Origin of the sequence: Xanthomonas citri pv. citri (genome assembly GCF_000961215.1) — a bacterium.
Lineage (GTDB): Bacteria > Pseudomonadota > Gammaproteobacteria > Xanthomonadales > Xanthomonadaceae > Xanthomonas > Xanthomonas cissicola.
In genome coordinates, this window is sequence record NZ_CP008998.1 from 1,730,170 (window position 1) to 1,754,561 (window position 24,392).

Genomic DNA, 24,392 nt, shown 5'->3' on the forward strand with positions numbered 1-24,392 from the left:
GTTAGGGCCTGGTAAATTATTTGATAATTGATTTTTTCATGCTTTAAACAACTTTTTATTTGATAATGCTTTTGCAAATTGTCCAGGGGTGTAGGCGGGCAATTCGACGCCTGGATTAAATCTCGAAACTGTCGAATATATTGCTTTAAGTTCGGGAGGACATTGATCCCGGTCAATGTAGGTTTGTAGTCCTGGAACATGCACGCTGTCTGGCTTCGATCCTTGAACAGCGTGGCCGGTAACCAAAGCCACTTCTGCCACACCGATCCCATGTTTGGTTAAATTTGTTGAAAAGGTATGGCGGAAAGCATGGGAGCCGATGCCTTTATCAAACCCCATTTGTTTAAGGCGCTTACAGAAGTCCCGGATAACTTTGTCACCATAACCCAGGTAGAAGGCTTCACCCTCATAAAGCTTATAGCCGGCATCGAGATGGGGGAACAGGCGCGGATGTTTGGTTGCTCTAACTTCTTCGACATAGATAAGGAAGCCTGCATCGATCAGTGGTTGAGCCAGTGGAATGACGCGAACAGAGGGCTTATTTTTGACACGCTGTTCTTTTTGAGTAACGCGAATGGTGATGCAGCTGATGCCATCAATGGTAGCAATATCGGCAAGTCGAGGCTGGGCAATTTCGCTGGCTCGGGCACCTGTGTAGAGACAAAGCTGCGGCACCCACCACCGTTCTGGACGATCTTTAACCCAACGCTTAAATTCAATCGGTTCAAAAATCGCAGCTAATTCTTCGATGTAGAGCGGCCTTCTGCTTTTTCTCTCTGTTGACGTGTCAATTCTCGTGGCGACGCCAATGCAGGGAGAATTTTTGATCACACCCATTACAATTTGTCGTTGAAAGAATGCACAGATCCTCGCGAGATGGTTGTTGTAAGTGCTAGCTGCAATGGTCACTGGTTTGCGTGACCGGCCTATGGCAAGAACCTCCGTGGTGCTCATGCCACGAAACTCTTTTCTGGACTTTGCATTTTTGGGCCACCACTGAAAGCTATCGAGCACTGAGCGAATGTGGTCTTGGTTGATCTGATCGACAGGAATGTTGCCAATAACGCTAGCAGTGATGCTGAGGGTTTGGGTAAGTCCGACGATGCCGCCAAGACCTTTTTTCTCTCGTTTGATGTCTCGCCGATACTTTTTGATTTCGTCTTCTAGAAGATGGAGATCGCCAGAAGTATTCGGGGAAGATGAGTTGGTCAAGCCCTGTGCCATACGCAGTTGCTTGATCATTCTTACGAAACGCTGATCGGCGTTTGGCCCTTGAACCGTGAAGCCTTCGAGCACCAAGTTGCCCGATATCACCCGAGACACACTGCATTGCCGTTCGTTTAAATTATTTTCGATTTGATCTTTTTTCATGAGCCACCTTTGAACACCAAACTTAATGAGGAGCAGAGGTGTGTCAATGGGGAAGCCTTAAAATCAACCAAACTTCGTATCTATGAGGCGGTTTAATTTATAACCATATTGGTCCTCTTGGTAGAGCTGGCGTGGGTTTCCGTGTTGCGTTTAACTAATTAAATAGTTTTTTGACTTTTTTCTACTTAGTGGATTGTGCCGCCTTCAACGAGACTTTCGAGTTCATCTGCGTCAATTTCACCTTCAATGAAAAGCTGCGCCAGCTTTTCTGTTGGTAAGGATATTTCGTCGCCCGTTAACGCAAGCGCTTCCTTCGCGCGCTGAACTTGATTTGCTCGCTCTCTTCTCTCTTGTTCGCTGATTTTATGTGTCGCCATTTGGATTCCTCCTGCGAATCGCTTTGTTTCAATAGTTATAATGCGAAATTGCGGTCGGTCAACTATGCTAGTGGCTGTTTTGCTGTGCTGTTCAATCACTTAGAAACGCGAGCGTTCAATAGTGCGCTCAGCTCTTTATCGCTAATTAGGCCATCGACATAGAGTTGGGATAGGTGCTTCACCCGCTTGGGTGGACGAACATTGTTGGCTCTGAGGACTTTATAAGTTGTTTCTACCATTTCAGTCCGGAACGCTCGCTCTTCTTCACCAATAAGAGGCTTGGTGAGATGATACTCAGTCGGCGTCGCTTTTCTGCCCATGCTAGATTTATAATCCAGAATCAGCTCCAGTCAACGTGATTCCTGAGTCCATGCAGGAATCGCCGCGAGGCGGCATAGCCCGATCCGATTCTTGTGAATTAGGTATCATCTAAGGCTGGGGCTAGTTCTGCCTAGTAGAGTTGAGACTTCACTCTTCTGCTGCTTTGAGATCGGCCTTTTTTTACATCATGGCTTATGGCCGATTTGAATGAGATAGATGAGAATTTTTGTGGCGAGGCTGCAAATTTGAACGAAATGAAGGATGAGTGGGAGAGGGGGATTTCTAACTAGTCGTGCAGGTTGACTGTCTTGTTTAAAAAAAGAAAGGCCCCGACTGGGGCCAACTTTTACTGTGTCAAACCATATTATTTAGAGCTTTAGTCCCTCATTGACGGCTTGTCGAATGAGTTCATACCATTTGTCCATCTCGCGCTCGTTTCCAAATTTGACCGTCCAACTCGGGTGGTCGATGTCCCGGACATTCACAGTAATCGTTCCCACATGCTTCGATCGGTGCCAATGCTTATCCCATGAGCGAACATCCGAAAACTGATAAGTCTTTGAAACACTGGCCATTTTAAATTTGATGGATGAGCGAGCTGTGGAAATGGCAATAGCGGTGCGCTTATTAAAATGGAATCGCTGATAATTTTCTTTAAAACCCGCACGCTCACCGTGCAGCTTCAAAGCCACCACCGATCCAATAACAATAAAAAATGCGCCGCCAACCAGCAGGAGAAGGAGGAAGGTCCAGACCGTCATCGAAGTTCCAAAATGGGGAAGGAAATATCAAAGAGGTGGTCGTCACTGGATGCGACGGGTCACCTTCCAAACGCCGCCCACTTGGGTAAAGGTATAGACCCCGTCCATTTCGTGCCCAAAATCGCGGCCCATCGCCCGAACTTTGGCACTGACATCGCAAGAAAAGCTGGGTGCGTCTTCTGCCTTTGTGCACTTGCCACTCTTGAAGTCTTCAATCCTGGCGTCGTCGCTGCCGTTGTCTTTCACATATTGCAGAAATGCATGCTCTCTTTCGGTCTGAGCCGGGCCACCTGCCAAGCAGGCTGTCAGCCCCGCAATGAGCAAGGTGACGAGGGAGACATGAAGCTTCGACATGGTTGGGTCCTTTGCCTTGGGTGGGTGTAACCACGGGGGTTGCAACGAAGCAAAAGATACGCTAAACGTAACATACGGGCAACGTAATTTACGAACAACGTAGCTTACGTTCATCCTTGGGGTATGACTTCTCCCAACGCTCGCAGTGTTCGTGTCGTCTTCGCCGCCCGTATGAAGAAGCGGAGGAAGACACTTCGGCTCAGCCAAAAGGCCTTAGGAGTGCTCATGGGACTACCAGAAGATGTCGCAGGCGTTCGCATCAATCGATACGAGCGGGCAGTGCATGAGTGCGATAGTGAGACGGCTCAGAAAATGGCAGACGCTCTTGGCGTCTCGCTTGCCTACCTTTATGCAGAGACAGACGAACTGGCAGAACTCATCCAGGAGTTCATGCAGCTTCCCGCCAAAGACCAGCACGCGCTCTTGGCTGATATCAAGTCTCGCTCCAAGACAAATCGTGTGCGCTAACTGGCATCACGTTTGTCGGTGAAGTGCGCAGTGGTTGTAGGGGTTTTCTGATAATCATCGAGTTTTGATGATTTATGTGACGCGTATCACTTTTCGTGTGATTTTTGCCTTGCTTTGACATAGTTGTCAGGGCATGTTGCCCGGGCTTCGTCAGTGCGTCGAAATTTTATGGATGGAAATTTTGAGTTAGCGCCGCTTGATTTGGCCTTTGCGCCACTTCCAGGACGACGCGATGCGCCTGACGCTTCTGTTTGGCTCGATGCGTCCTTTTCGGTCTATACGCCAGCGCTGTTGGAGCCACCACTTCGAACCCATGAAAAAATAGGGGATTACCAACGCTTTGAGTCAGATGCACAATGCGTCGGTTACCTTTCAGCCATATCTTCCAGGCTAATTCACGTATGCAGAGGGAGTTGGAAGTTCGCCTCGATTCCTGATTTGAGGGCAAGTCGCCAAGCGGCGTCAGCCATCAATGCGTCCCTCAGAGCAGGACTTCCAGATACGCATGGTATTTTAAATTGGTCATTAAATTTGGCCAAAAATTTAGGCAATAGCCAAGTCAGAAGCCGTACAGATAATGCATGGGTTGGTGGTAAGAAACCGTCAGAAGCGTGGCTTGTTTTACCGCAGGCAGATCAACTGCCTTCTCTTTTGAAAAACCTTGAAGATTTGCTACAAGGCAAGAGCGCCCAGCCGGTCAACTGCGCATTTTTCGAAGCCATTGCGTATCAGATAATCTGTATCCATCCGCTCAGTGACACCAATGGACGGGTGACTCGCACTCTCTTGATTAATCTTGCGGGACGCTATCGAAATTTTTATCCACTATACATTGCTCACTGCCTGGTCTTTGCCAAACAGCGAACAGGTCAAACCTGGATGCATGCATCCTTGACGGCAACAAGTCGAAATCTCAGTAATTCAGAAGCGTGGTTGGATCAAATCAAATTGATCTTGCAAAAAATTTCTGACTTAGCAACAGCTGGTTTAGATCCGAGAGCGCTGTGGTCGCTTCTCTCATACGGATATGTATCCGTAGAAACGCTTAGTGCTGGCAAAAATGCATGCAGTCCAGCGCTTGCTGCAAAAATTATGGGGCGTCTACCGGCGCTTTTGGAACAGGAACAGGGGATATTTTACTCAGCCGAGCTTGAAATCCTGATCATGGGAATTGATCGCTCTATTAATAAGGATAGTTATGAAATTGAATGAGTCGCAGGACGGCAAGCCCAAGCAGCTTAAAGCTGCGATCAGGCGAACCATTTATCTGACATTGATCTTGGCTGGTGCAGCAAGCGTGTTGTCGCCCTTGGCATCAGCCTCGGACACCGACGGGACCACAACAATGCCGCCTGTTGAAGTGCCGCCTCCCTACATACCACCACCGATTGAAAATCCGCCACCGCCTTACTATCCAGATCCAGGCGATGGTGGCGGTGACAATGGTGGTGGTGGCGGTAGTGGAGAGGATCCTGAGGTGGTTTGCGCAAACCTGAGAGCCACTAAACCGGCTATGTGTCCGAACCCGATCCCGCTTCCAACTGGCGCGACCTACGCCCAAGATAAATTGCCAGGAGCAAGCATTAACGGCAAATCGACGGTGCTCATGGCCATTGGCTACTCTCAGGGCAGGGCATTTGGCCCTAACGGGACGACAGCTGCCCCCAATGCAACTGCCGCTTGGCTGATGGACTTCGCGTTAAATAAACAGACGGAAAATTACGCAAATCCAGGCATGTCTTTTAAGGATGCGACCAAGGTTTTTCGAGAAGACATAAAGCAAGTCTGCGAGTTGGAGAGTATTGAGTCTAGCAAGTATCGAATTCCCGGCCAGCTGACCGTTCCTGAGTATTATTGCTTCGAGATTATGAAGGCGCTTGATATTGAAGCAGACGATCAGATGAATTTTGTGCAGTTTTTCATCGATTGGTCAAAGCGCTATGCAGTCAATCTTGAAAGCTATGTGCCAGGAGCAGTGATAAGTTCAGGGAGCTTGGACAACTCAATCGGCGTAAAATGGAAAGTCACATCTGCTGACGGTGCATGCTCCGCATGGTGGACCAACTTCCAGCAAAATCAGTGCAGTCTATGATGGATATAACTATGAAAGCAAAAATGATCTTGTCCATGGCACTGCTTTCCGGCGCGCTTGCTGCGTGCGGAAAGGCCGACAAGCCAGCGGAAAACAGCAACACAGCATCATCCCCGGCTGAAACTTCTATGACTGCAAATGCTGACCACGGCACAGCTGTGGATGGAGCGCAGCAGGCGGCAAAGGTAGCCCAGCCTAGCGGCGTGCAAGATGCTAAGCAGTATTTGTGTCAGGGTGGCAACAGTGCCTGCAAGGCAAGTGGCCCGCTGGTGGCCAACTCGGATGCCGAGGCAAATTGGCTTTTGTCTAACGGTTATCCGACTGAGGCCGAACTTGCACGACTGGATAAGTTGACTTTGGATCAGCTGAAAGCAGAGTCGCAGGCAGGTAATAAGGCCGCAACTGTTATTTATGGAAAGAAGACGGCAACGAGTGGCCATTTCCAAGAGGGGCTTGGCATTTTAAGGAATGCGGCATCTGCTGGAAACTTGTATTCGTATTATGGGCTGTCGGATATTTATGCCAGCGACACAAAGGATAAAAATCTGATCGATAGCGCCGCGTATCTACGCCTAGCCTATTTGTTGGGCGACGGCAAAGCGTCTGCCGACATTGCTCTGCGAGGGCTGAGCAGTGTAGAAAGCGTTGCTGCCGATGAGCGCGCAGCCTCGCTTTACAAGACATTTTCTAAATATCAGCGTCCGTCTCCAAGGCCTGTTGAGTAAAAGAGTCTAGCTAATAAACGAAAATGAGGAGGCGAAACCCTCCTCATTTTTTTTTTGCGTAGTTTAAGCTAGATGCGATGCTTAATGGCTTGTGCCTAGCTGACGCTCGGTAATCCCCCCACAGGTTAGCTGACGCCAGAAGTGGAATTTTCTCGTACCCTTTTCTGAGGAGGTTCCATGAAGACATCCCGTTTCACCGACAGCCAGATCATCGCCGTCCTCAAGCAGGCCGAGGCCGGCGCGTCAGTGCCGGAGTTGTGCCGAGAACACGGCATCAGCTCGGCAACGTTTTATAAGTGGCGCAGCAAGTTCGGCGGCATGGATGCGTCGCTGATGTCCCAGCTCAAGGAGCTGCAGGACGAGAACCGGCGCCTGAAGAAGATGTACGCCGAATCGCAAATGACTGCCGAAGTACTTCGTGAGGCGATGGCAAAAAAATGGTGAGGCCATCTCAACGCCGGGAGATGGCCCGATGGGCGGTGGCGAACAAGGCGATGAGCATCCGGCACGCCTGCCAGGCGTTTGAGGTCAGCCAGACCTGCTACCGCTATCAAGCCAAGGCCAGCGAGGAGAACGTCCAGATTGCCGATTGGCTTGTCCGGTTGACCACGACCTATCGTGATTGGGGGTTCGGCCTATGCTTTTTGCACCTGCGTAACGTGAAGGGCTTCGGCTGGAACCACAAGCGGGTGTACCGCATCTACCGGGAGCTGGAGTTGAACCTGCGGATCAAGCCAAAGAAACGACTGGTACGTGAGCGGCCAGAGCCGTTGTCGGTACCGGAGGCGATCAACCAGGTCTGGTCGATGGATTTCATGCACGACCAGTTGGCCGATGGTCGCAGCTTCCGGTTATTTAACGTGCTCGACGACTTCAATCGCGAGGGTCTGGGCATCGAGGTCGACCTGTCGCTGCCATCGGCCCGGGTGATCCGCTCGTTGGATCAGATCATCGACTGGCGCGGCAAGCCAAACGCCATTCGCTGCGACAACGGCCCGGAGTACATCAGCGGCGCGCTGCTAGCTTGGGCACAGCAGCGCGGCATTCGGATCGAGCACATCCAGCCGGGCAAACCGCAGCAAAATGCCTACGTCGAACGTTACAACCGCACCGTCCGCTACGCCTGGCTGGCCACAACATTGTTCGACACCATCGAGCAGGTTCAGGACAAGGCCACGCGCTGGCTATGGACGTACAACCATGAGCGCCCCAACATGGTGCTCGGCGGTATCACCCCAGCAATGAAATTGGCGATGGCCGCGTAGCTCCACTTTTGGCGAACGCTAAAAGCGGGGGGATTACCGCTCTTCAAGAAGATCTTTAAGTTTATTTGCAGAAATCAACTCTCTACATATGGTATAGAAGAGCCAGGCGCACCATAGCGAGACCGCGAAGGCAAACAGCGATGCATGTCTTTGCTTGGGCACTTCTTTTGCTAGATGCGGTTTAAGTGTTGGATCTGCCCAAACCTGGCAAAGAATTTTAAGATCTCGGGGGTCGAAGGTTGCAGGGATGACTTGTTTGTCGGCAGTGTTTTTGCACTGGTCGATAGTTAAAGTATCTCTCCTGCTTGAAAAAAGTCCTGTCGTTTTTGCTTCGGTTTCAGCAATATATAAATCTGTCCCCGTTTCTTTTAAGCTAACTAGTAAGCTATCTTTTGTGGCAATCATGCACAATATGGCAGCAAGAAAAATAGATGCCACGAATGGGATCAATGGCAAAATCATCCACCACTTTGAGTGAACTCGTTTTGGGTGGATGACATGGCTTTTGAGATCAAACGCCCACCCTGCATGTCCAATCAGTTTGAGCGGGATGTTGTGTAAATCCGAAAAGGCAATGAGGGCCTTAGCGTCTTTAAGAGTTTGGGCGCGAATTTGATGTGCCATTCGAAATCCCGCAAGTGCAGAGTGATCCGCTAAATTCTTGCGAATGACTTCGTCTTCAATATCGTCTTTGCTAATAAAAAGGCGCAGCACACGGGTGTTGATAGGATGGAGAGAGCCGGAGCGCCAGCATGCAAATACGGCTGCTAAGAGAAACGCGATGATGGAGCCAGCAGCGATCTCGCCTGTTGAAAATTTAAGCCATTCCATTTGTTGTAAATGCCTTCTGATTGTAGTCGGTGGTTTTTTAGTTAATGCAATTGTTTGGAAAGTATTTGTGACACCTAATCATTTTTTGATCCGTACAGGTTTTGTTCATCTAGTTCAGGCGTTGCCAAATTTTGTTGACAACCCACGACCTATGTCTTATCATTTATATATTCAAATACTTTTAAGGAATATCAAAAAAAGAGAGAGGTAAGGGCCCACATATGGTTATTTGCTTCGCAAAAACCGTGGGCATCGCTTTCGCGATGAGAAGCCGTCTCTGACGAGACGAATAAGCCGTTGTAGCATGCGAATAATAGTAAAAAACACCGTGACGTATCTCTCCGATTTATAATCGTCCTTATCATCTAGACGGACAAGCAATTCGCCATTTTGATATTCCCACTATCAACCAACCTCAACCGGGAATCAATGGCAATTTATCATGTCAGCATCAAATCGTTTAGTCGTGGCAAAGGTCAATCATCAGTGGCTGCGGCCGCTTATCGTGCAGGGATCAATCTGCGGGATACAACTCACAAGACAACGCACAAATATGGGAAAAGATCGGGCGTTGTTTCACAACAAATGCTTGCTCCCGATGGGGCACCGAGATGGTGTCTCAATGTTCGAAGCTTCTGGGATATTAATGAGCAGCAAGAAACGAGAGCAAATGCTCGCGTGGCGAGGGAAGTCGAAGTTTCCTTGCCAAACAGTTTAGACGCTCCACAGCGCAGAATGCTTGCGGTTGCACTTGGCCAGCTGCTTGTCGATCGTTATCAAGCTGCTGTGCTGGTGGCTGTTCACTCACCTGGTCGAAGAGGAGACCAGCGAAATCATCATGTGCATCTCCTCGTCTCAGCCCGAAAAGTCGATGCCAATGGACTAGGGGAGCGGGCCTGTGCCGAGTTAGATGCAAGGCAGGGGGCAGGAGCCACTGAGATGAAAGTCTTACGGGGCAAGATTGCATCAGTGATCAACGCGCACCTTGTCATGGCCGGCGTTGAAGCACGAGTGGACCACCGAACACTGAGAGCCCAAGCGCAAGATGCGTTCAAGCGAGGCGATTACGAGAAGGCCAGAGCACTCGCCAGAGCGCCGAAAAAACGCATCTCTCGTGGGGAATTCTTCCAGGCCAAACGCCATCAGAAAGCTGTGGTCTTGGGAGAAAAGGTAACATCAGCGGATCGACGCTTTGCTCAACTTTTAAAAGAGTGCCAGTCTTCCCGGGAAAACCGTCTAGTCCATGATGTGCCTGCTAGCCACAGTCATGAAGCAGCGCTTCGGGATCGCGCGAGAGAGAAAGGGCAGGGAAGCTTTGTTCGGCAGGAGAGTGGTCGTTTTGATGAGCAACTTTATTCGAATGGCCACAGACCAAGTCAGCAGGTTCTAAACCGTATCCATACTCGATATAGCCCATTAACTAGGCAAGCCAGCAAGGTCACACGATTGGCAAGAGCGACCGGAAAAGATGCAGAGGTTTTAAATCAAGAGGCGGAGCTGATTGAGCAGTGGTTAGAAGCGCAGCATGAGACCGCTCGGCAAGCGTTGGATATCCTCAACAGCATCCCTGGCATCCAGATTGAAGACTGCTTTAACCGAGCGTATGACGCTTTGATGTGCCGGAGAGTGGATCACTACGCGACAAAGCCATTTCTGTTCGAAGACACTGAGCAGCTCGGTGAATCCATGGTGCGTTATGCGAGGATGCTGGTGAGCCCTTACCGTGCGCAGTGCGATTACCTCGCTGCAAAGGCCAGACTCTCGGAATTCGATGGTGAAGCGCCAACGGCTGAATCAGCGTTGGCCGCTCGTCAAGCTCAGAAGGCAAGGCACATGGTCTCGAAGCGAGTCATGAAGTTGAGAGAATGGCGGACCGACCGAACACGCGAATCGATGATAAATATCTGTCAAAGCTTAATAGGCCGTTTTCAGGTCAATAATGTTAGTGCTTCGGTTTTTTTAGATAAGACGATCGAAAATGGAAGTGCGACGGCGGGCCCCCAGTTCAAATTTAAGCCTCGTATATGATGGAGTCCGGATATAGGCCATTACTAGTGCAAGTGGTTTTAAATGTTTCTTTTCGTGTTGACATGGCTGAAAAACATATTAAATTTCTATAATGGAAAATTTATTCAATACTCCAGTGACCGCAGTAGAAATTTGGGGGCGAGCATACCTCGTCTCCCTTCATAGCTATTCATCAAAGAAAGCGAGAAAAAAAGCGGACAAGGCGCTGAAAATATATCTTAAACGGATGACTTCTTTAAATTCTGCTGAAAATAAGGTTTCTCATGAAAATCCTCAGTATCGGCCATCGTTTGGAAGCTTGTGGGATTTTGTTGAGTTTAAATCAGAAGTTCCCGAGGGTGTCGGTGCTGAGCAACACGAAGCATTTGTGCGTGCTGCGAATGCCTCGCAAGCTAGATGTCGGCAGGCGAGACTTTAGTTTCAAGAGGGGCTCTTTTTCGCAGTCTCGTATAAAGAATTTTTATTAAATTGTGGTGTGCTATTAGGTTCTACTTGTTTGTGGTGGATAGCGCTTACAATTTTTTTTAAGTCAGAGGTGTTGAGGGTTTCTACGAAAATATGACCACTATCAGACGTTAGTAAACATCTTGTTTCATAGGATCGGTTTTTGCAGATAAAGCCAACATAATCTTGAAGTTCTTCTAGGCTGAGTCCCAAGTGGTTCCAATACCTCGTCTTACTAATAAGACCTGAGATGAGTCTGGCAGATTTATCCAGGAGCATCTCCGGAGTAATACTACTAATTTGCTCATACTTAATGTCGCCGCCTTCTTGCCAAACTGGCGATTGGGATGCTCCTAGGCAATGCGAGGTTATAAATAGTGTTGCTGTGTTCATATGAGGAGCATCTATTCCAAGCTTACTCAAATCTTTAATATTTAACTTGTGCTCTTTGTATATCGCGAAAATATAGGGTTTGATCGCGAAATGGCTGATTGTTGGGTCCCAATAGAGGAAGTGGTGCCCTCTCATTGATTGAGATAACCGGTGCCAATTCTTTTCTTGGGTTTTCGAGTCCTTGTCATTAATTGCTTTGCCATATTCGTTTAGTGTTTGGCAAATTGTTTTAAATAGCGTTTTTGGTTTTGGTTTTTTATCAACGGTTTTGTTCCACTCCTCTTTGATGGTGGATGAGGTCGACTTTACTTCGAATAAGAAGAATTTTTCATCGAAGGCGACTTCTAAGTCTCCTAGATATGTTTCTGGATTTCCTTCAAGCGAAATCATTATATCCGGCTTTGCTGCTTTTGCGCGTCGATTTATCCACTGCCAGTCCCGAAATGCTATAACAACTGAGCTTTCAGCTAAACGTGCCATTGATTCCTCTCATCATTTGAGTGGGTCTTATTCGCTAGGTTGCTTTTGAGTGCGCGTTGCTAATGTCTCTGAGGATGGAATCAACCGATGGCGATAGGGCCACATGATTAACCGCAACAATGTCCACCAGAGCACGATGGTTGCCGTCGAAGCAAGCTGCTCATCTTTAATCAGGCCGTGACCATAGAGATTTCTCAGGTTGTGACCCGATCGGTGCGTAAGAATGGCTTTCAGCTCTATCACGATGTCTTCGTGGAAAACCTGAGCGATGTCTTCGTGGATCAATAACTCACTTAAAGATTTCTCTTGCTCTACTCCATCTTTGATGGCGAGCGTATTGATGTTGTGCCGCTTAAACGCAGCACGCACAAATGGCTCAGCTTGTGGAATTAGAAAGATGGCAGCCTCTTCCCAATCGTGTTCCAAACCCGCGAGGAAGCCTCTCGCCAAGGACCACTCGTGTCCCTCGGGAACCATTGGGGATGCATGAGTAAGTGCCAACAGGTCATTGAGCGTTGGCTCGCATCGATTACGAACCAGGCTGGTGGCGTGCATGACCGCAACATTGGCAAGCAGCGGATGATGAAAACGACAGATGTTTTCGATCATGTGCTGTTCTAAATTGGTTGGATCGTTGGCATCGAACGCATCTCCTCGTTCCACTGGAACGCCTTCATCGTTATAGACGACTCTCGCAAAGAGATGTTGGAAAACATATTTCTTAGAAGTCTCGATGACTTCTGCTTTTATTTGCTCGACCGAAGTGAAATCCGAGAACGCAAACGCTATTTGGAAGAGTGCCGTAGGGAGATCGGGGCTTGTGACTTGCTGCTCGATGAAAGCAATGAGGTCTTTGGTATCGATGGCGTGACTGACGGAGTGCATCTCATCCGAGATGGTCCTTCGGATCTCAGCTAGCTCTGATTGCAGTTCTTTAATTTTAGTTCTGTCACCTCGGTGCCTTCGAAGCAAAGCGATGCCTTCTGCCATCCAATCGGCTCGCACCATGGCCTGACGATCACCACGAGCTTTGAGAATCAATGCATCGGCAGCCTTGTGATAACACGCCTCAGATCGAGCACTGTTCTTAGCGGCATGCCAAAGCCTGGCCGCTTTTTTGTAGAAGCTTGGGATGTTATCAACGACTGCTTCGTGATCCTTGCTAAACCAAGTATCAACGGCCTTTTCTAGCTTTTCAGCGGTGCCTTCTGCGTAGGCATGTTGTCTTCCAAGGATTTCTTCTTTGAGTGCTGAAATGATTCCAAGATGTTGTCTTTTGATCGCATCATCGATTGCATCAATGGTCGTTCCCCAAACTTCCTCTCGGAACGCATCTTCTTTTCTGCGAAATTTCCAGCCCAAATGCATGGCCCGCTGCAAGCACTCCACAGAGTCCATCGCCCTGAGGGGCTCCTCTCCGGTGAGAAATTTCGTTGCGTGATCTAAGTAGGCACGGGCAGCGATTGCTCCCATTTCTCCCATTTCCCGGCCTTTTAAGCCAACCAGCGGCCCTGCAACGCAGGCCACATCAGCCAACCGCGCTTTAAGCCAAGGATTTTTTGCTGACCTTGCCATAGCTTGAAGAAACTGCACATCCAGTTGGCTAAGGTGCTGTGGTGCCGGCGAGCAGCGATTATCGCGCTGCCACATAGGTTTAAATGGCTCAGTCACGTTGCCAACGAAGTGCATCGAAATGACTGAGCTGAGTAACTTCAAGACCAAGGCCTCCTGTTGGTGACCTTCCTTAGCCAATTCTTCGGATCTTTGATTCGTTAGCTGAGTAGCATTCCAACGATGGTCGGTCCAGTCATAATCAGTAAGATGAGACTGCCAATCCATAATCTCCAAGATTTCAAGCGGAACAGGTTTGTTGATGATGGATGGAATTGGGGGAGCGATTGCAGTTTGCTCCTTTTCCACCTGATCTCGATCTTCCATGCGCAAAAGCCTCGTGTCTAATTTTTCCAGCCAGTTTTATTTTTTACCGCAACTACTTCTTGCTTTGCAGTCTGTCGTCGCCGTTCCATGTGACGAACTTGCTTAAACGAAAGATCAAATTGCTTGGGCTGATAGGCTGGCAAATCGACGGGTGGGCCAAATTTTTCCAAGGCTTGCAACCGGGCTGGAACCGTGGGCGGATCAACATAATGTTTCAGCCCAGGTGGGAGCGTCAGATCATGCCCTGTAATCTGCTGAGTGGTCATCACCGAAACGCCATGCTCATTGATCAACGCATTGGAAATGGTGTGGCGAAAGCAGTGGAAGCTTTTGAGTCGTTGCGTCAGTCCGCATTTTTTAGCATAGGACCGGAATTGATCGCCCAATGCGTCCCCGTAGCCATGTTCACTGTGATACGGCAAATGTGGAAAAAGTCTCTCAAAACCTGCGGCCTTGACCTCATCGCGATAGATCAAAATTCCTGCTTCAATCAGCGCAGAGGGAAGGGGCACAAAGCGCGAGGAATGCGCATTTTTCAAACGCTGATCGGCTCGTGCCGCACGAATGTGGATGCCCCAACATCCTCCAACGTGATCGAGATCATCCACATAAAGCTGTGCGACTTCATTGATGCGGGCACCTGTGGTCAATCCCAACAAAGTGCCGAACCAACGATGAGGATACTTCGAAGCCCAGATTTTAAATTTTGAAGGCTCGAACAAGGCATTGAGTTCGTCTTTGGAAAATGGATTGCGACTCGGCTCATCGGTGCTTGCCTTGGACCGATTGATAATAGCCTTATGCGGTGCTTTGCTGATCAGATCTTCGCTGGCCAACGCATTAAAAAATGCAGCCAAACGGTCTCGATGCTTTTCTTTTGTGCGCATCCCAAGCTTGGCGTAACTGCCTTTTTTGGCTTTCTTCAAAATGTCAGCAGGAGCCAGTCCTGCAAATTCTGCCTTTTTACTCGCGTTGCTGGGGTAGTGCTCGATGGCTTCCAAGAAGCTCCTCACATCATCGGCCTTGTAGTCTTCCACAGGCTTGTCGCCTACCAATGCAACGAACAATCCGAGGCTGTATTCGGTGTCGAAGATGTTGGTCGCACTTCGACCGACTCGTTTCATCTCACGAACATGGATGGCTGCGCGTTCAGAAAATAACGGCCCGTCCTTCTTCCTCACTTCGGTGGAAGAGGGCAGCGGGAGATTTTTCAACGCTTCGAGCAGCCGAGCATGGTCTTCGGCTCCGTTAGCAGACAGTTCCATCCCACCCACCTTGATGGTGTAGGGCCGAGCTTCGTTGCCTTTCAATGCGGCCAAAGCCTGGCTCAGCAAATCGTCCTTCATGCTGCTTGCCCCCCGCCGCATCCGATCGAATGCTTCCGAGAGTGCCACAGCAGTTCGAGCTACGGCCAGTCGGGCAGCATCACCCAGGCACAAGCGAACGGGACGGACAAGGTAGCGCGAGCCAACGAGAGCTTGGAGGTCGGTCGGGACGAAGAAGCGCACATAGAGCCCAGCAGGGCGGCGCAAAAAATAAGGCTTCGGCACGGGGTTTGATACCTCGTTTGATACCTAACGCAGGCTCAAACTGAACATCAAACCCCGGGCCTAACCTTCGCGAAATCAAGCACTTACTGCTCTTTTCCGCGATCAGATGGTGGAGGTGGGCGGAATCGAACCGCCGTCCGGAAGCACTCCATCCCCAGCACTACATGCTTAGCCCTCCGTTAGATCTCGTTCCCAGGCAGCACGGTTGGCAAAGCGCACCTGGAAACCAGCCTGCTTTATCTGACCGGTAGCTGACAGGCAGCCACTACCGATGGTTCCGTGATAATGACCCTACACCTACGAGCACGGGCACAAGTAGGTTCGGGGGTTCGCCTTAGGCGGCTGTAGAACTACAACTAAAGCCAATTAAGCGGCGATAGCGAAGTCCGAACCGTAGTTGTCATCGTTGGCAACTAAAAGTTTGCTGCTGGATTAACGAGGAAAGCTGCCCCCTCGGCATGCGCCAAGCGACTTCGCGACCCCCGTCGAAACCAGTGCACCCCCGGGGAAAGCAATAAAACGCCGACCGGGTCAGTGTAGGGATCGGCGCGCCCTGTCACAAGTGGTGAGATGCGCAACGCTTACAGTGGCTTCAGTCCCGTACCGAACGGAACAGTCTGCAAACGAAGGAGCGAAGCGATGGCGACAAGCAAGCCCCCACGTTCGAAACCTGCACGCGCGCTACCGCGCAAGGCTGCTGCAAGCACGCAACAACCGGCGCGGCCGCGCACTGCGCGTGCGCAGCAGGCCGGGGCCCAGGAGTCCGCGGCGACCCGCGTGCAGGGCAAGGCGCGCACGGTGATCTACATCCATGGCATCGGCAACAAGCCGCCGGCTGATGTGCTGCGTTGTCAGTGGGACAAGGCCTTGTTCGGGCGGCCCATGGGCGAGCGTACGCGGCTGGCGTACTGGGTCAATCGCGAGCGCTATCCAGTGGCCGAGCCGGGCAATTGCGATGCGCGCGATGTGGGTCCGGCGCTCAATCAAAGCGTGCAGCGTGCCTTGAGCACGCTTGGCCTGGTGCCGGGCGAACAGGACCTGCACCTGTTGGCAGACGCGCTGGCGCAGAGCGAGCAGGAACGTGCCGATCTGCATCGGCTGCTGGACGAGCTTCAGGGCGCGTCCGTGCGCGGCAGCGTGCAGGCCAAGGGGGCCATCGATGCGATCAACCGGGTGTTGCTGCGGCTGATTTCCGCTGCATTGTTGCAGGACGTGCATGACCTGTTCTTCGTGCCGGAACGTGCGGCGCTGATGCGCGAAAGTCTGGCGCAGCGGCTGCGTGCAGGCGGCGGGCCATTCGTGGTGGTGGCGCACAGCCAGGGTTCGATGATCGCCTTCGATGTGCTGCGCCAGCTGAAGGCTGCCGACTGCGAGGTCAGTTTGTTCCTCACCCTGGGCTCGCCACTGGGGTTGCCGCAGGTGCGGAGCATGTTCAAGCGCTGGACCGGCACGCGCAAACTGCCGTTCCCCGGGTGCGTACAGCGCTGGATCAATGTGACCGAAACGCGCGACCCGATCGCGCTGGACCCGGACCTCACCGACGACATCGCCAATGCAAAAGGACGTTTCGAAAACCTGGCCGCTGCGCGCTTGAATCCGGACTGGCAGCACAACCCGCATTCGGCTTCGGGCTATCTGTCGATTCCGCAGGTGCGCGCCGCGGTGCGCCAAGCCGTGGGTGTGGGCTTCGATCAGCCGGTGTCCAATGCAGTGCTGATCAAGGACCTCAGCGAGCAGCTCGAAGCGCATGGCCCGGAGCACCGACACGATGTGCTGATCGAGCTGGATCGGCGCGTGTTGGGTAACGACCCTGCCGGTGCGCGCGCATTGCTGTTGCAGCATGTGCGCCAAGCCGCTGCGCGCACCACCGGCTTGAGTGGTGATGCGCTGGATGAGGCGATCGAGCTGGAAGACAGCCTGCAGCGTTTCGTGTCTGCGCGGCTCACCCGATTCGAGATCGAATCGCTGCAGGATCGCTATCGCACATTGGGCTTTCGGCGGGTGTGGCGCAATGCCGGAAAACGCGCGTTGATCCATGTGTCGGGCAATGTCCTGCATGCCGATGCGGCACGCACGGCGTATCGCGCGCGCGGGCAGCAGATCGGTTGGGCGGTGATGGATACCGGCATCGCGGCCGGTCACCCGCATTTTTTCCTCAAGGGTGAGCGCGACAACGTGGTGGCACAGTGGGATTGCACGCGGCGCGGTGCGCCCAAACGGCTGACCCGCGCCGACGGCACTGCGTTTACCCGGCTCGATCGGCATGGGCACGGCACGCATATCGCCGGCATCATCGCCGGGCAGTGTCGCGCTTCGATCCCGGATGCGAGCGGCACGCCCGGCCGTACGCTTGAATTTTCCGGCATGGCGCCGGATACGCAGCTGTATGGCTTCAAGGTACTCGACGATGCCGGAAACGGCCGCGACTCGTGGACGATCAAGGCGGTGCAGCAGGTGGCCGACATCAACGAGCGCGCCGGCGAGCTGGTCATCCATGGCGTCAATCTGAGCCTAGGCGGCTGCTTCGACCCGGAGAGCTACGGCTGTGGGTTTACGCCGTTGTGCAATGAATTACGCCGGCTGTGGCGGCAAGGCGTGCTGGTGGTGATCGCTGCCGGCAACGAGGGCCTGGCCTGGTTGATGCGCAACGATGGCGATGCGTATGCGGCCAACATGGATCTGTCGATCAGCGACCCGGGCAACCTGGAAGACGCCATCGTGGTCGGCTCGGTGCACAAGAGCAGCCCACACAACTATGGCGTGTCGTATTTTTCCTCGCGCGGGCCGACTGCCGACGGCCGCAGCAAGCCGGATGTGGTCGCGCCAGGGGAGAAGATCCTGTCGGCCTACTACGACTTCGACCCAGGCGACCCGGCCGGCCTGATGGTGGAGATGAGCGGCACCAGCATGGCCGCACCGCATGTCTCCGGCGTGCTGGCGGGTTTCCTATCGGCGCGCCGCGAGTTCATCGGCTTCCCCGATCGGGTTAAGCAACTGCTGCTGGATACCTGTACCGACCTGCAGCGCGACCGCTATGTGCAGGGCAGGGGAGTGCCGAATGTGATGCGGATGCTTGGAGCGACGTGATTCGGGAAGCGGCAGTGGGGAGTCGGGAATCGTAAAAGCGACCAGCATCCACGACCTCAGCTCGTGCTCAGCCGGCTATATCGCTGCCGCTGCGGGAAAGGATCTTGCCGTTGCGATTCCCGATTCCCGATTCCCAATTCACGCATCGCGATTATGCCGCCGCATCACGCGCTGCTTGTCGCGCTGCCAATCGCGGTCCTTGGCGGCGTCGCGCTTGTCGTGATTCTGTTTGCCCTTGGCCAGGGCGATTTCCAGCTTGACCTTGTTGCTGCTCCAGTACAGCGCGGTAGGCACCAGGGTGTAGCCTTCGCGCTCCACGCGGCTGAGCACCTTGTCGATCTCGGCCCGGTGCAGCAGCAGTTTGCGGTCGCGCCGTTCCACTGGCACCGTGTGGGTGGAGGCCTGGATCAACGGCGTGATCTGCGCGCCGATCAGGTAGATCTCGCCGGAGCGCACATAGGCATAGCCGTCGACGATGTTGGCGCGGCCGGCGCGGATCGCCTTGACCTCCCAGCCCTGCAGTGCCAGGCCGGCTTCGTAGCGTTCTTCCAGGTGGTATTCGTGGCGCGCACGCTTGTTCAACGCGATGGTTTTCGTGGCCTTCGCGCCGTTTGCTTTATCCTTGGTCTGTTTCTTGCTCATCCGCCCATTGTCGCCGATTCGGTGTCGTCAAACGATCTTCCGTCTTTCACAAGTTAGCGAATGCCTACCATCCGTCGCAGCGCCCTAGTCGAACACAGCGCCACCCGCATGTTCGATCTGGTCAATGATGTCGCCGCCTACCCGCGCCGTTTCGGCTGGTGCGACGCTGCCAATGTGCTTGAGCAGGACCAGGCGCACATTGTGGCGCGCCTGGATTTGGGGCTGGGGTCGTTCCGCACCTGGTTCACCACCGAGAACATCCTCGAGCGCCCGGAGCGCATCGTCATGCATCTGCGCGACGGCCCGTTCAAGCGCCTGGAAGGCTTGTGGGAGTTCCAGGCGCTGGGCGAGGGCGCCTGCAAGGTGAGTCTGACCCTGGAGGTGGAGACCAGCTCGCGGCTGCTTGGCCCGGCGCTGGCGCTGGGCTTTCAGGGCTTGGCCGACCGCATGGTCAACGATTTCGTGCGCGTCGCCGATCGCGGCGACGTCTAGGTTGCGCGGCGGCATGCGTATCGAAGTGGTGCTGGCCTGGCCGGATCGCTACAGCTCGGTACAGCTGGAATTGCCTGAAGGCGCAACGGTGGCCGAAGCCGTCGCCACGTCCGGTTTGGCGTTGCAGCAAGCCCCTGCCGCGCATGCGGTGCACGGGCTGGTCGCGCGGCCGGAGCAGGTGTTGCGCGACGGCGACCGGGTCGAATTGCTCAGGCCGCTATTGCTGGATCCCAAGGAGGCGCGGCGCAGGCGTGCCGGACCAAGCAAGAAAGCCGGCCACAACAGCTAGCGACTTCCAACGCTGCGACGCCGTACTCGGTCTCGCCGCAAACCAAGCGCTTTTGGCCGTCGTCTTGAAGACTTCATGATGTGTTCGATGAGGTCGAACGAGCGCGCCTCGACCTAAGGCTGCAACAACAACAAGCGCGACGGACCGGTCCTGGGCCCGGCGCTGCGGGATCACTGAAGCGCTCTTTGGCATCCGGCAAAACGAAAAACGCATCCGTTTAAGGGGATGCGTTTTGGTCCGGTCAGGCGATCACGACACCGCAGAGCAACCGCATCAACGGCCGCGTTGCTTCTTCTTGTCGCGTGCCAGGTTGCGGCCGAATTGCTTGGGCGCGGCTTTGGCCAGCTGCTCGTCCTGCGACGGGAAATAGTCGCCTTCCCAGCGCACGACCTGTTCGTTCTCGAAGAACACAGTGAAATTCTTGATCTCGGTACGCGCCAGACGGTCCACGCGCTGCGTGGAGGTATAGTCCCAGCGCTGGGCATGGAACGGGTCGGGGATCGAGGGCGTGCCCAGCAACGCGCTGACCTGCTGCTTGCTCTGGCCTACCTGCAGTTGCTCCACGGCGTTCTGTTTGATCAGATTGCCCTGGTAGATCGGCTGCTTGTAGATGATGCCGCAGCCAGCGGTGGAAAGAGCAACGGCGGCGACCAGCAGGAGATTACGCATCGGGGATTAAGTGCTGAGGAAATCACGCCGATGATACACTTCCGCCGGTCGCCGCGACCCGTTTGATGGCAGCTGGCGCTAAATCGCCAATGAACGGAGAACGTATGGAAACCCACGACCTGCGCAAAGTCGGGCTCAAGGTGACCCATCCGCGCATGCGGATCCTGGAACTGCTCGAACAGAAGAGCAATCAGCATCACCTCAGCGCAGAAGACATCTATCGCCAACTGCTCGACCACGGCGACGAGATCGGCTTGGCCACGGTCTACCGCGTGCTGACCCAGTTCGAGGCGGCCGGCTTGGTGCTGAAGCACAATTTCGAAGGCGGGCAGGCCGTCTACGAGCTGGATCGCGGCGGTCACCACGACCATATGGTGGACGTGGATACCGGTCACGTGATCGAGTTCGAGAGCGAGGAAATCGAGGCGTTGCAGCGCCAGATCGCCGCCAAGCATGGCTATGAACTGGAAGAGCACTCGCTGGTGCTGTACGTGCGCAAGAAGCGTGCGCGCTGAGCTGGGGCGTAGCTAGCGCTAGTGCGAATGACAAGGCGGCTTCGGCCGCCTTGTCCGTTGTGGGGCGGTTGGTGGATTCGATGCACGGCTTCCCCCATCCGCCCTTCGGCACCTTCCCCCGCGGGCGGGGGGAGGGAGCCGGCGGGCGACCGTTCGCAGTGCAGCCGACAGATCGCGCTCAGCCAGACCGCGCTTCTCCCGCTGGCGGGAGAAGGTGGCGCGCAGCGCCGGATGAGGGGCAATCGCATGCGCCTGTCGTGGTCGCGTCGCAGCGATGTCGCCCCCATCCGCCCTTCGGGCACCTTCCCCCGCAGGCGGGGGAAGGGAGCCTTGTCAGACGGCGGAGGAACGGGGGAGTCTGAATTTGCGGCCGACTCGCCCGCTCAGGCGCTCTGCAGCAGCTTGCGGGCGGCCGCGCGCGCTTCCTTGCTCACTTCCACACCACCCAGCATGCGTGCCAATTCTTCCTGGCGGGTCTGCGGGCCGAGCAGTTCGACCGCGCTCTGGGTCATGCCGTCCACCGGCGCCTTGCTGACCCGGTAATGCGCATGGCCCTTGGCGGCGACCTGCGGCAGGTGGGTGACGCACAGCACCTGGCGCTCTTCGCCCAACGCGCGCAGCTTCTGCCCGACGATGTCGGCCACCGCGCCGCCGATGCCCGAATCCACTTCGTCGAACACCATGGTGGGCACGCTGTCCAGGCCCAGCGCCGCCACTTCGATGGCCAGCGAAATGCGCGACAGCTCGCCACCGGAGGCAACCTTGCGCAAGGCGCGCGGGGGCTGCCCGGCGTTGGCGGCGACCAGGAATTCCACCCGTTCGGCGCCATTGGGGTCCGGCCGGGCGCTCTCGTGTGGCTGCAGCTGGATCAGGAACTGCCCGCCACCCATGCCCAACTCGCCGATCAGCGCCGTGGTCGCGGCCGACAACGCCTCGGCAGCGGCAGTGCGGCTGTCGCTGAGCGCACCGGCCGCGCTGCGCCAGGCGCCGGTGGCGGTTTCGATGTGCTTGTCGAGCTGCTGCAGGCGCTCGTCGGCGCCGCGCAGGCTCTCGACTTCGGCGCTCAGATGGTCGCGATGCGCGGCCAGCTCGTCCGGTGTGACGCGGTGTTTGCGCGCCAGATCGTGCAGACGGCCGAGGCGGCGCTCCATGGCCTCGAACTGGGCCGGGTCGGCCTCCAGGTCGTCGCGCACGCGGTCGAGCAGGGCCAGCGCTTCCTCGATCTGGATCACTGCGCTGTCCAGCAGCGCGTCCACCTCGCCCAGCCGCGGTTCGTGCTCGGCCACGCGCGATAAATCGTGGCGGCTGTCCTGCAACAGGCCCAGGGCGCTGGCGCCGTCGTCGCCGTTGAGCTGCTGGGCGACGCTGTCGCAGGCGCCGATCAACGCGGTGGCATGGGCCTGGCGGCGGTGATTGACGTCCAGTGCGGCAATCGCGGCCGGGTCAAGGTCCTCGCGTTCCAGTTCGGCCAGTTGGTGTTCCAGAAAGCCGATCCGGTCGGAGACATCGCCCTGCGCGGAGAGGGCGTCGCGCTCGTCCAGTAGCGCCTGCCAGCGTTGGCTGGCCTGGCGCACCTGCTCGCGCTGTGCGCTGTTGCGGGCGTAGGCATCGAGCAGTGCGAGCTGGCTGTGCCGGGCCATCAGCGCCTGGTGCTCGTGCTGGCCGTGAATTTCGACCAGCTTCGAGGCCAGTTCCGCCAGTTGCGAGGAGGTGACCGGACGGCCGTTGATCCACGCGCGCGAGCCGCCGTCGGCGCGGATGATCCGGCGCAGCTGGCATTGCGCCTCGTCGTCGAGTTCGTTGTCGGCCAGCCAGCGCAGCCCGGGATGCTCGGCTGGCAGCTGGAATTCGGCCGACAGTTCGGCGCGCTCGGCGCCATGACGGACCACGCCGCTGTCGGCGCGCAGGCCGGACAGAAAGCCCAGCGCGTCGACCATCAGCGACTTGCCGGCGCCGGTTTCGCCCGAGACCACGGTCATTCCCGGCCCGAATTCCAGTTCGGTGGCACGGACAACGGCGAAATCCTTGATCGAGAGGTGTCTGAGCATGAGGTCGAGTGTGAACGCTTTGGGGAAGCTTAGGGTGGCAGGGGCAAACGGGGAATCGGATGCTTGCCATCCCCGGGGCCAGACATTATCTATGCGCTGTCTCACCGGATGATCCCATGCGCGCGTCCCAGTCCCCAATGCTCGACCCCCGCGCCCGTCAGTTGCTGCGCACACTGATTGCGCGCTACATCCGCGACGGCGAGCCGGTGGGCTCCAAGACGCTGGCCCAGCATGCGGGCCTGGACGTCAGTCCGGCCACCATCCGCAATATCCTGGCCGACCTGGAAGACGTGGGCCTGCTCAGCTCCCCGCATACCTCGGCCGGACGCGTGCCGACCGCGCATGGCTACCGGGTGTTCGTCGACAGCCTGGTGCAGATGCAGCCGCCCGGCGAAGAGGAAGTACGTCGCCTGCGCGCGGAGCTGGCCAGCGGCAACGGCACGCAATCGTTGCTGGGCAGCGCCTCGCAGATGCTGTCGGCGATGAGCCACTTCGTCGGCGTGGTCAGCGCGCCGCGCCGCGAGCAGTTCGCGTTTCGGCATATCGATTTCGTGGCGCTGGATGCGCGCCGCGTGCTGGCGATCCTGGTGTTTGCCGACAACGAGGTGCAGAACCGGGTGATCGAGCCGCGGCGCGCCTACGAGCCGGCCGAGCTGGAACGGGTGGCCAACTACCTCAATGCGCAGTTCGCCGGGCGCGCGCTGGCCGACATCCGCGCCTGCCTGCTGCGCGAGCTGCGCATGGCCAAGAGCGAGATGGAACAACTGCTGGCGCACAGCGTGGAGCTGGCCAGCGAGGCGCTGGTGCCGGCCGATGCCGACGACATGGTGATGGCCGGGCAGACCCGGCTGATGGGCGTGCAGGACCTGTCGGACCTGGATCGCCTGCGCGAACTGTTCGAGGCCTTCGCCAGCAAGCGCGAGATTTTGCAGCTGCTCGAACGCACCATCCAGGCCCCGGGCGTGCGCATCTTCATCGGCGAGGAAACCGGCATGGTGTCGCTGGAAGACGTCTCGCTGGTCACTGCACCTTACGCCGCCAATGGCCAGGTGCTGGGCGTGCTGGGGGTGATCGGGCCCAAACGCATGGCCTACGACCGGCTGATTCCGCTGGTGCAGACCGCCGCCGACGTGCTGGGTGCGGCCATGCAGTCGCCCGGCGCGCGATAACCGGCATCGATCGGCGCGATCGTGTTTGCTTGAAACGCGCGCAGGCGCCCATATACGGGGTGACGTTGGGGCGGGCGTTCCGC

23 protein-coding genes and 1 other RNA gene are annotated in these 24,392 nt (G+C 55.2%); 12 read left to right on the forward strand and 12 right to left on the reverse strand.

Annotated features, from left to right (window positions below; translation table 11 throughout):
- Window positions 1-36: 36 nt before the first annotated feature.
- From AMD14_RS08135 to AMD14_RS08145, 4 genes are all read right to left on the reverse strand, one after another.
- On the reverse strand, window positions 37-1,371 hold the full coding sequence (locus AMD14_RS08135) for a site-specific integrase (protein WP_011050957.1): 1,335 nt from the start codon (window positions 1,369-1,371) through the stop codon (window positions 37-39).
- 185 nt (window positions 1,372-1,556) lie between these two features.
- A complete protein-coding gene (locus AMD14_RS24610; protein WP_015472316.1) occupies window positions 1,557-1,748 on the reverse strand; it encodes an antitoxin VbhA family protein in 192 nt (63 codons plus the stop codon).
- Between the two features lie 689 nt (window positions 1,749-2,437).
- Complete coding sequence (locus AMD14_RS08140) at window positions 2,438-2,830, reverse strand: hypothetical protein (RefSeq protein ID WP_015463018.1); 393 nt, start codon at window positions 2,828-2,830, stop codon at window positions 2,438-2,440.
- 42 nt (window positions 2,831-2,872) lie between these two features.
- Window positions 2,873-3,184: a hypothetical protein gene (locus tag AMD14_RS08145; RefSeq protein ID WP_015463019.1), complete on the reverse strand. Its 312-nt coding sequence runs from the start codon at window positions 3,182-3,184 to the stop codon at window positions 2,873-2,875.
- A 171-nt stretch (window positions 3,185-3,355) separates the two neighbouring features.
- On the opposite strand from AMD14_RS08145, the gene AMD14_RS08150 reads away from it, so the two are divergent.
- The 5 genes from AMD14_RS08150 to AMD14_RS08165 all read left to right on the forward strand — a co-directional run bounded on the left by AMD14_RS08150 (window position 3,356) and on the right by AMD14_RS08165 (window position 7,734).
- The gene (locus AMD14_RS08150) at window positions 3,356-3,652 is read left to right on the forward strand and encodes a helix-turn-helix domain-containing protein (RefSeq protein WP_011050959.1); all 297 of its coding nucleotides are present in this window, start codon (window positions 3,356-3,358) and stop codon (window positions 3,650-3,652) included.
- Window positions 3,653-3,805: 153 nt separating this feature from the next.
- Entirely contained in the window at window positions 3,806-4,864 is a 1,059-nt protein-coding gene (locus tag AMD14_RS23050) for a Fic family protein (RefSeq protein ID WP_234705902.1), read from the forward strand.
- The gene (locus AMD14_RS25250; protein WP_223293161.1) at window positions 4,851-5,744 is read left to right on the forward strand and encodes a hypothetical protein; all 894 of its coding nucleotides are present in this window, start codon (window positions 4,851-4,853) and stop codon (window positions 5,742-5,744) included. The genes AMD14_RS23050 and AMD14_RS25250 overlap by 14 nt, the downstream gene beginning before the upstream one ends.
- The gene (locus tag AMD14_RS23055; protein WP_011050962.1) at window positions 5,696-6,469 is read left to right on the forward strand and encodes a hypothetical protein; all 774 of its coding nucleotides are present in this window, start codon (window positions 5,696-5,698) and stop codon (window positions 6,467-6,469) included. The genes AMD14_RS25250 and AMD14_RS23055 overlap by 49 nt, the downstream gene beginning before the upstream one ends.
- Before the next feature lie 177 nt (window positions 6,470-6,646).
- A protein-coding gene (locus AMD14_RS08165; RefSeq protein WP_234705910.1) for an IS3 family transposase occupies window positions 6,647-7,734 on the forward strand; the annotation gives its coding sequence in 2 pieces (ribosomal slippage) (window positions 6,647-6,899 and window positions 6,899-7,734; 1,089 coding nt in all).
- 33 nt (window positions 7,735-7,767) lie between these two features.
- On the opposite strand, the gene AMD14_RS23060 is transcribed toward AMD14_RS08165, so the two are convergent.
- Entirely contained in the window at window positions 7,768-8,565 is a 798-nt protein-coding gene (locus AMD14_RS23060; protein ID WP_011050965.1) for a DUF6216 family protein, read from the reverse strand.
- A 429-nt stretch (window positions 8,566-8,994) separates the two neighbouring features.
- Between AMD14_RS23060 and AMD14_RS08170 the strand changes: the two genes are divergently transcribed.
- Complete coding sequence (locus AMD14_RS08170) at window positions 8,995-10,593, forward strand: MobA/MobL family protein (RefSeq protein WP_011050966.1); 1,599 nt, start codon at window positions 8,995-8,997, stop codon at window positions 10,591-10,593.
- Between the two features lie 91 nt (window positions 10,594-10,684).
- A complete protein-coding gene (locus AMD14_RS24615; protein ID WP_131829998.1) occupies window positions 10,685-11,011 on the forward strand; it encodes a hypothetical protein in 327 nt (108 codons plus the stop codon).
- 2 nt (window positions 11,012-11,013) lie between these two features.
- On the opposite strand, the gene AMD14_RS23065 is transcribed toward AMD14_RS24615, so the two are convergent.
- From AMD14_RS23065 to ssrA, 4 genes are all read right to left on the reverse strand, one after another.
- Window positions 11,014-11,910 (reverse strand): hypothetical protein, encoded by an 897-nt coding sequence (locus AMD14_RS23065; protein ID WP_011050967.1) that lies wholly within the window; start codon window positions 11,908-11,910, stop codon window positions 11,014-11,016.
- 27 nt (window positions 11,911-11,937) lie between these two features.
- Window positions 11,938-13,848, reverse strand: coding sequence for a DUF7380 domain-containing protein (locus AMD14_RS08175; protein WP_011050968.1), 1,911 nt, complete (start codon window positions 13,846-13,848; stop codon window positions 11,938-11,940).
- A 17-nt stretch (window positions 13,849-13,865) separates the two neighbouring features.
- Window positions 13,866-15,398, reverse strand: a complete 1,533-nt coding sequence (locus AMD14_RS23070; RefSeq protein ID WP_011050969.1) for a site-specific integrase — start codon at window positions 15,396-15,398, stop codon at window positions 13,866-13,868.
- A gap of 107 nt (window positions 15,399-15,505) precedes the next feature.
- Window positions 15,506-15,902, reverse strand: a transfer-messenger RNA (tmRNA) gene (gene ssrA / locus AMD14_RS23075).
- A gap of 135 nt (window positions 15,903-16,037) precedes the next feature.
- Between ssrA and AMD14_RS08195 the strand changes: the two genes are divergently transcribed.
- On the forward strand, window positions 16,038-18,485 hold the full coding sequence (locus AMD14_RS08195) for a S8 family peptidase (protein WP_011050970.1): 2,448 nt from the start codon (window positions 16,038-16,040) through the stop codon (window positions 18,483-18,485).
- Window positions 18,486-18,623: 138 nt separating this feature from the next.
- Here the strand turns inward: AMD14_RS08195 and smpB are convergent, their stop codons facing one another.
- Entirely contained in the window at window positions 18,624-19,127 is a 504-nt protein-coding gene (gene smpB, locus AMD14_RS08200) for an SsrA-binding protein SmpB (RefSeq protein ID WP_011050971.1), read from the reverse strand.
- A 60-nt stretch (window positions 19,128-19,187) separates the two neighbouring features.
- Between smpB and AMD14_RS08205 the strand changes: the two genes are divergently transcribed.
- Both AMD14_RS08205 and AMD14_RS08210 read left to right on the forward strand, forming a co-directional pair.
- Window positions 19,188-19,619 carry a type II toxin-antitoxin system RatA family toxin gene (locus AMD14_RS08205; RefSeq protein ID WP_005913723.1) on the forward strand — a complete coding sequence of 144 codons (432 nt, stop codon included), beginning with the start codon at window positions 19,188-19,190 and terminating at the stop codon, window positions 19,617-19,619.
- A 1-nt stretch (window position 19,620) separates the two neighbouring features.
- On the forward strand, window positions 19,621-19,908 hold the full coding sequence (locus AMD14_RS08210) for an RnfH family protein (RefSeq protein WP_040107602.1): 288 nt from the start codon (window positions 19,621-19,623) through the stop codon (window positions 19,906-19,908).
- A 273-nt stretch (window positions 19,909-20,181) separates the two neighbouring features.
- On the opposite strand, the gene AMD14_RS08215 is transcribed toward AMD14_RS08210, so the two are convergent.
- Window positions 20,182-20,577: an outer membrane protein assembly factor BamE gene (locus AMD14_RS08215; RefSeq protein ID WP_003483624.1), complete on the reverse strand. Its 396-nt coding sequence runs from the start codon at window positions 20,575-20,577 to the stop codon at window positions 20,182-20,184.
- A 104-nt stretch (window positions 20,578-20,681) separates the two neighbouring features.
- Here AMD14_RS08215 and fur point away from each other — a divergent pair, with 104 nt between their 5' ends.
- A complete protein-coding gene (gene fur, locus AMD14_RS08220; RefSeq protein WP_003483626.1) occupies window positions 20,682-21,092 on the forward strand; it encodes a ferric iron uptake transcriptional regulator in 411 nt (136 codons plus the stop codon).
- A 383-nt stretch (window positions 21,093-21,475) separates the two neighbouring features.
- Here the strand turns inward: fur and recN are convergent, their stop codons facing one another.
- The gene (recN, locus tag AMD14_RS08225; RefSeq protein ID WP_011050974.1) at window positions 21,476-23,140 is read right to left on the reverse strand and encodes a DNA repair protein RecN; all 1,665 of its coding nucleotides are present in this window, start codon (window positions 23,138-23,140) and stop codon (window positions 21,476-21,478) included.
- 137 nt (window positions 23,141-23,277) lie between these two features.
- On the opposite strand from recN, the gene hrcA reads away from it, so the two are divergent.
- Window positions 23,278-24,309: a heat-inducible transcriptional repressor HrcA gene (gene hrcA, locus AMD14_RS08230; RefSeq protein ID WP_011050975.1), complete on the forward strand. Its 1,032-nt coding sequence runs from the start codon at window positions 23,278-23,280 to the stop codon at window positions 24,307-24,309.
- The last annotated feature ends 83 nt before the right edge of the window (window positions 24,310-24,392 follow it).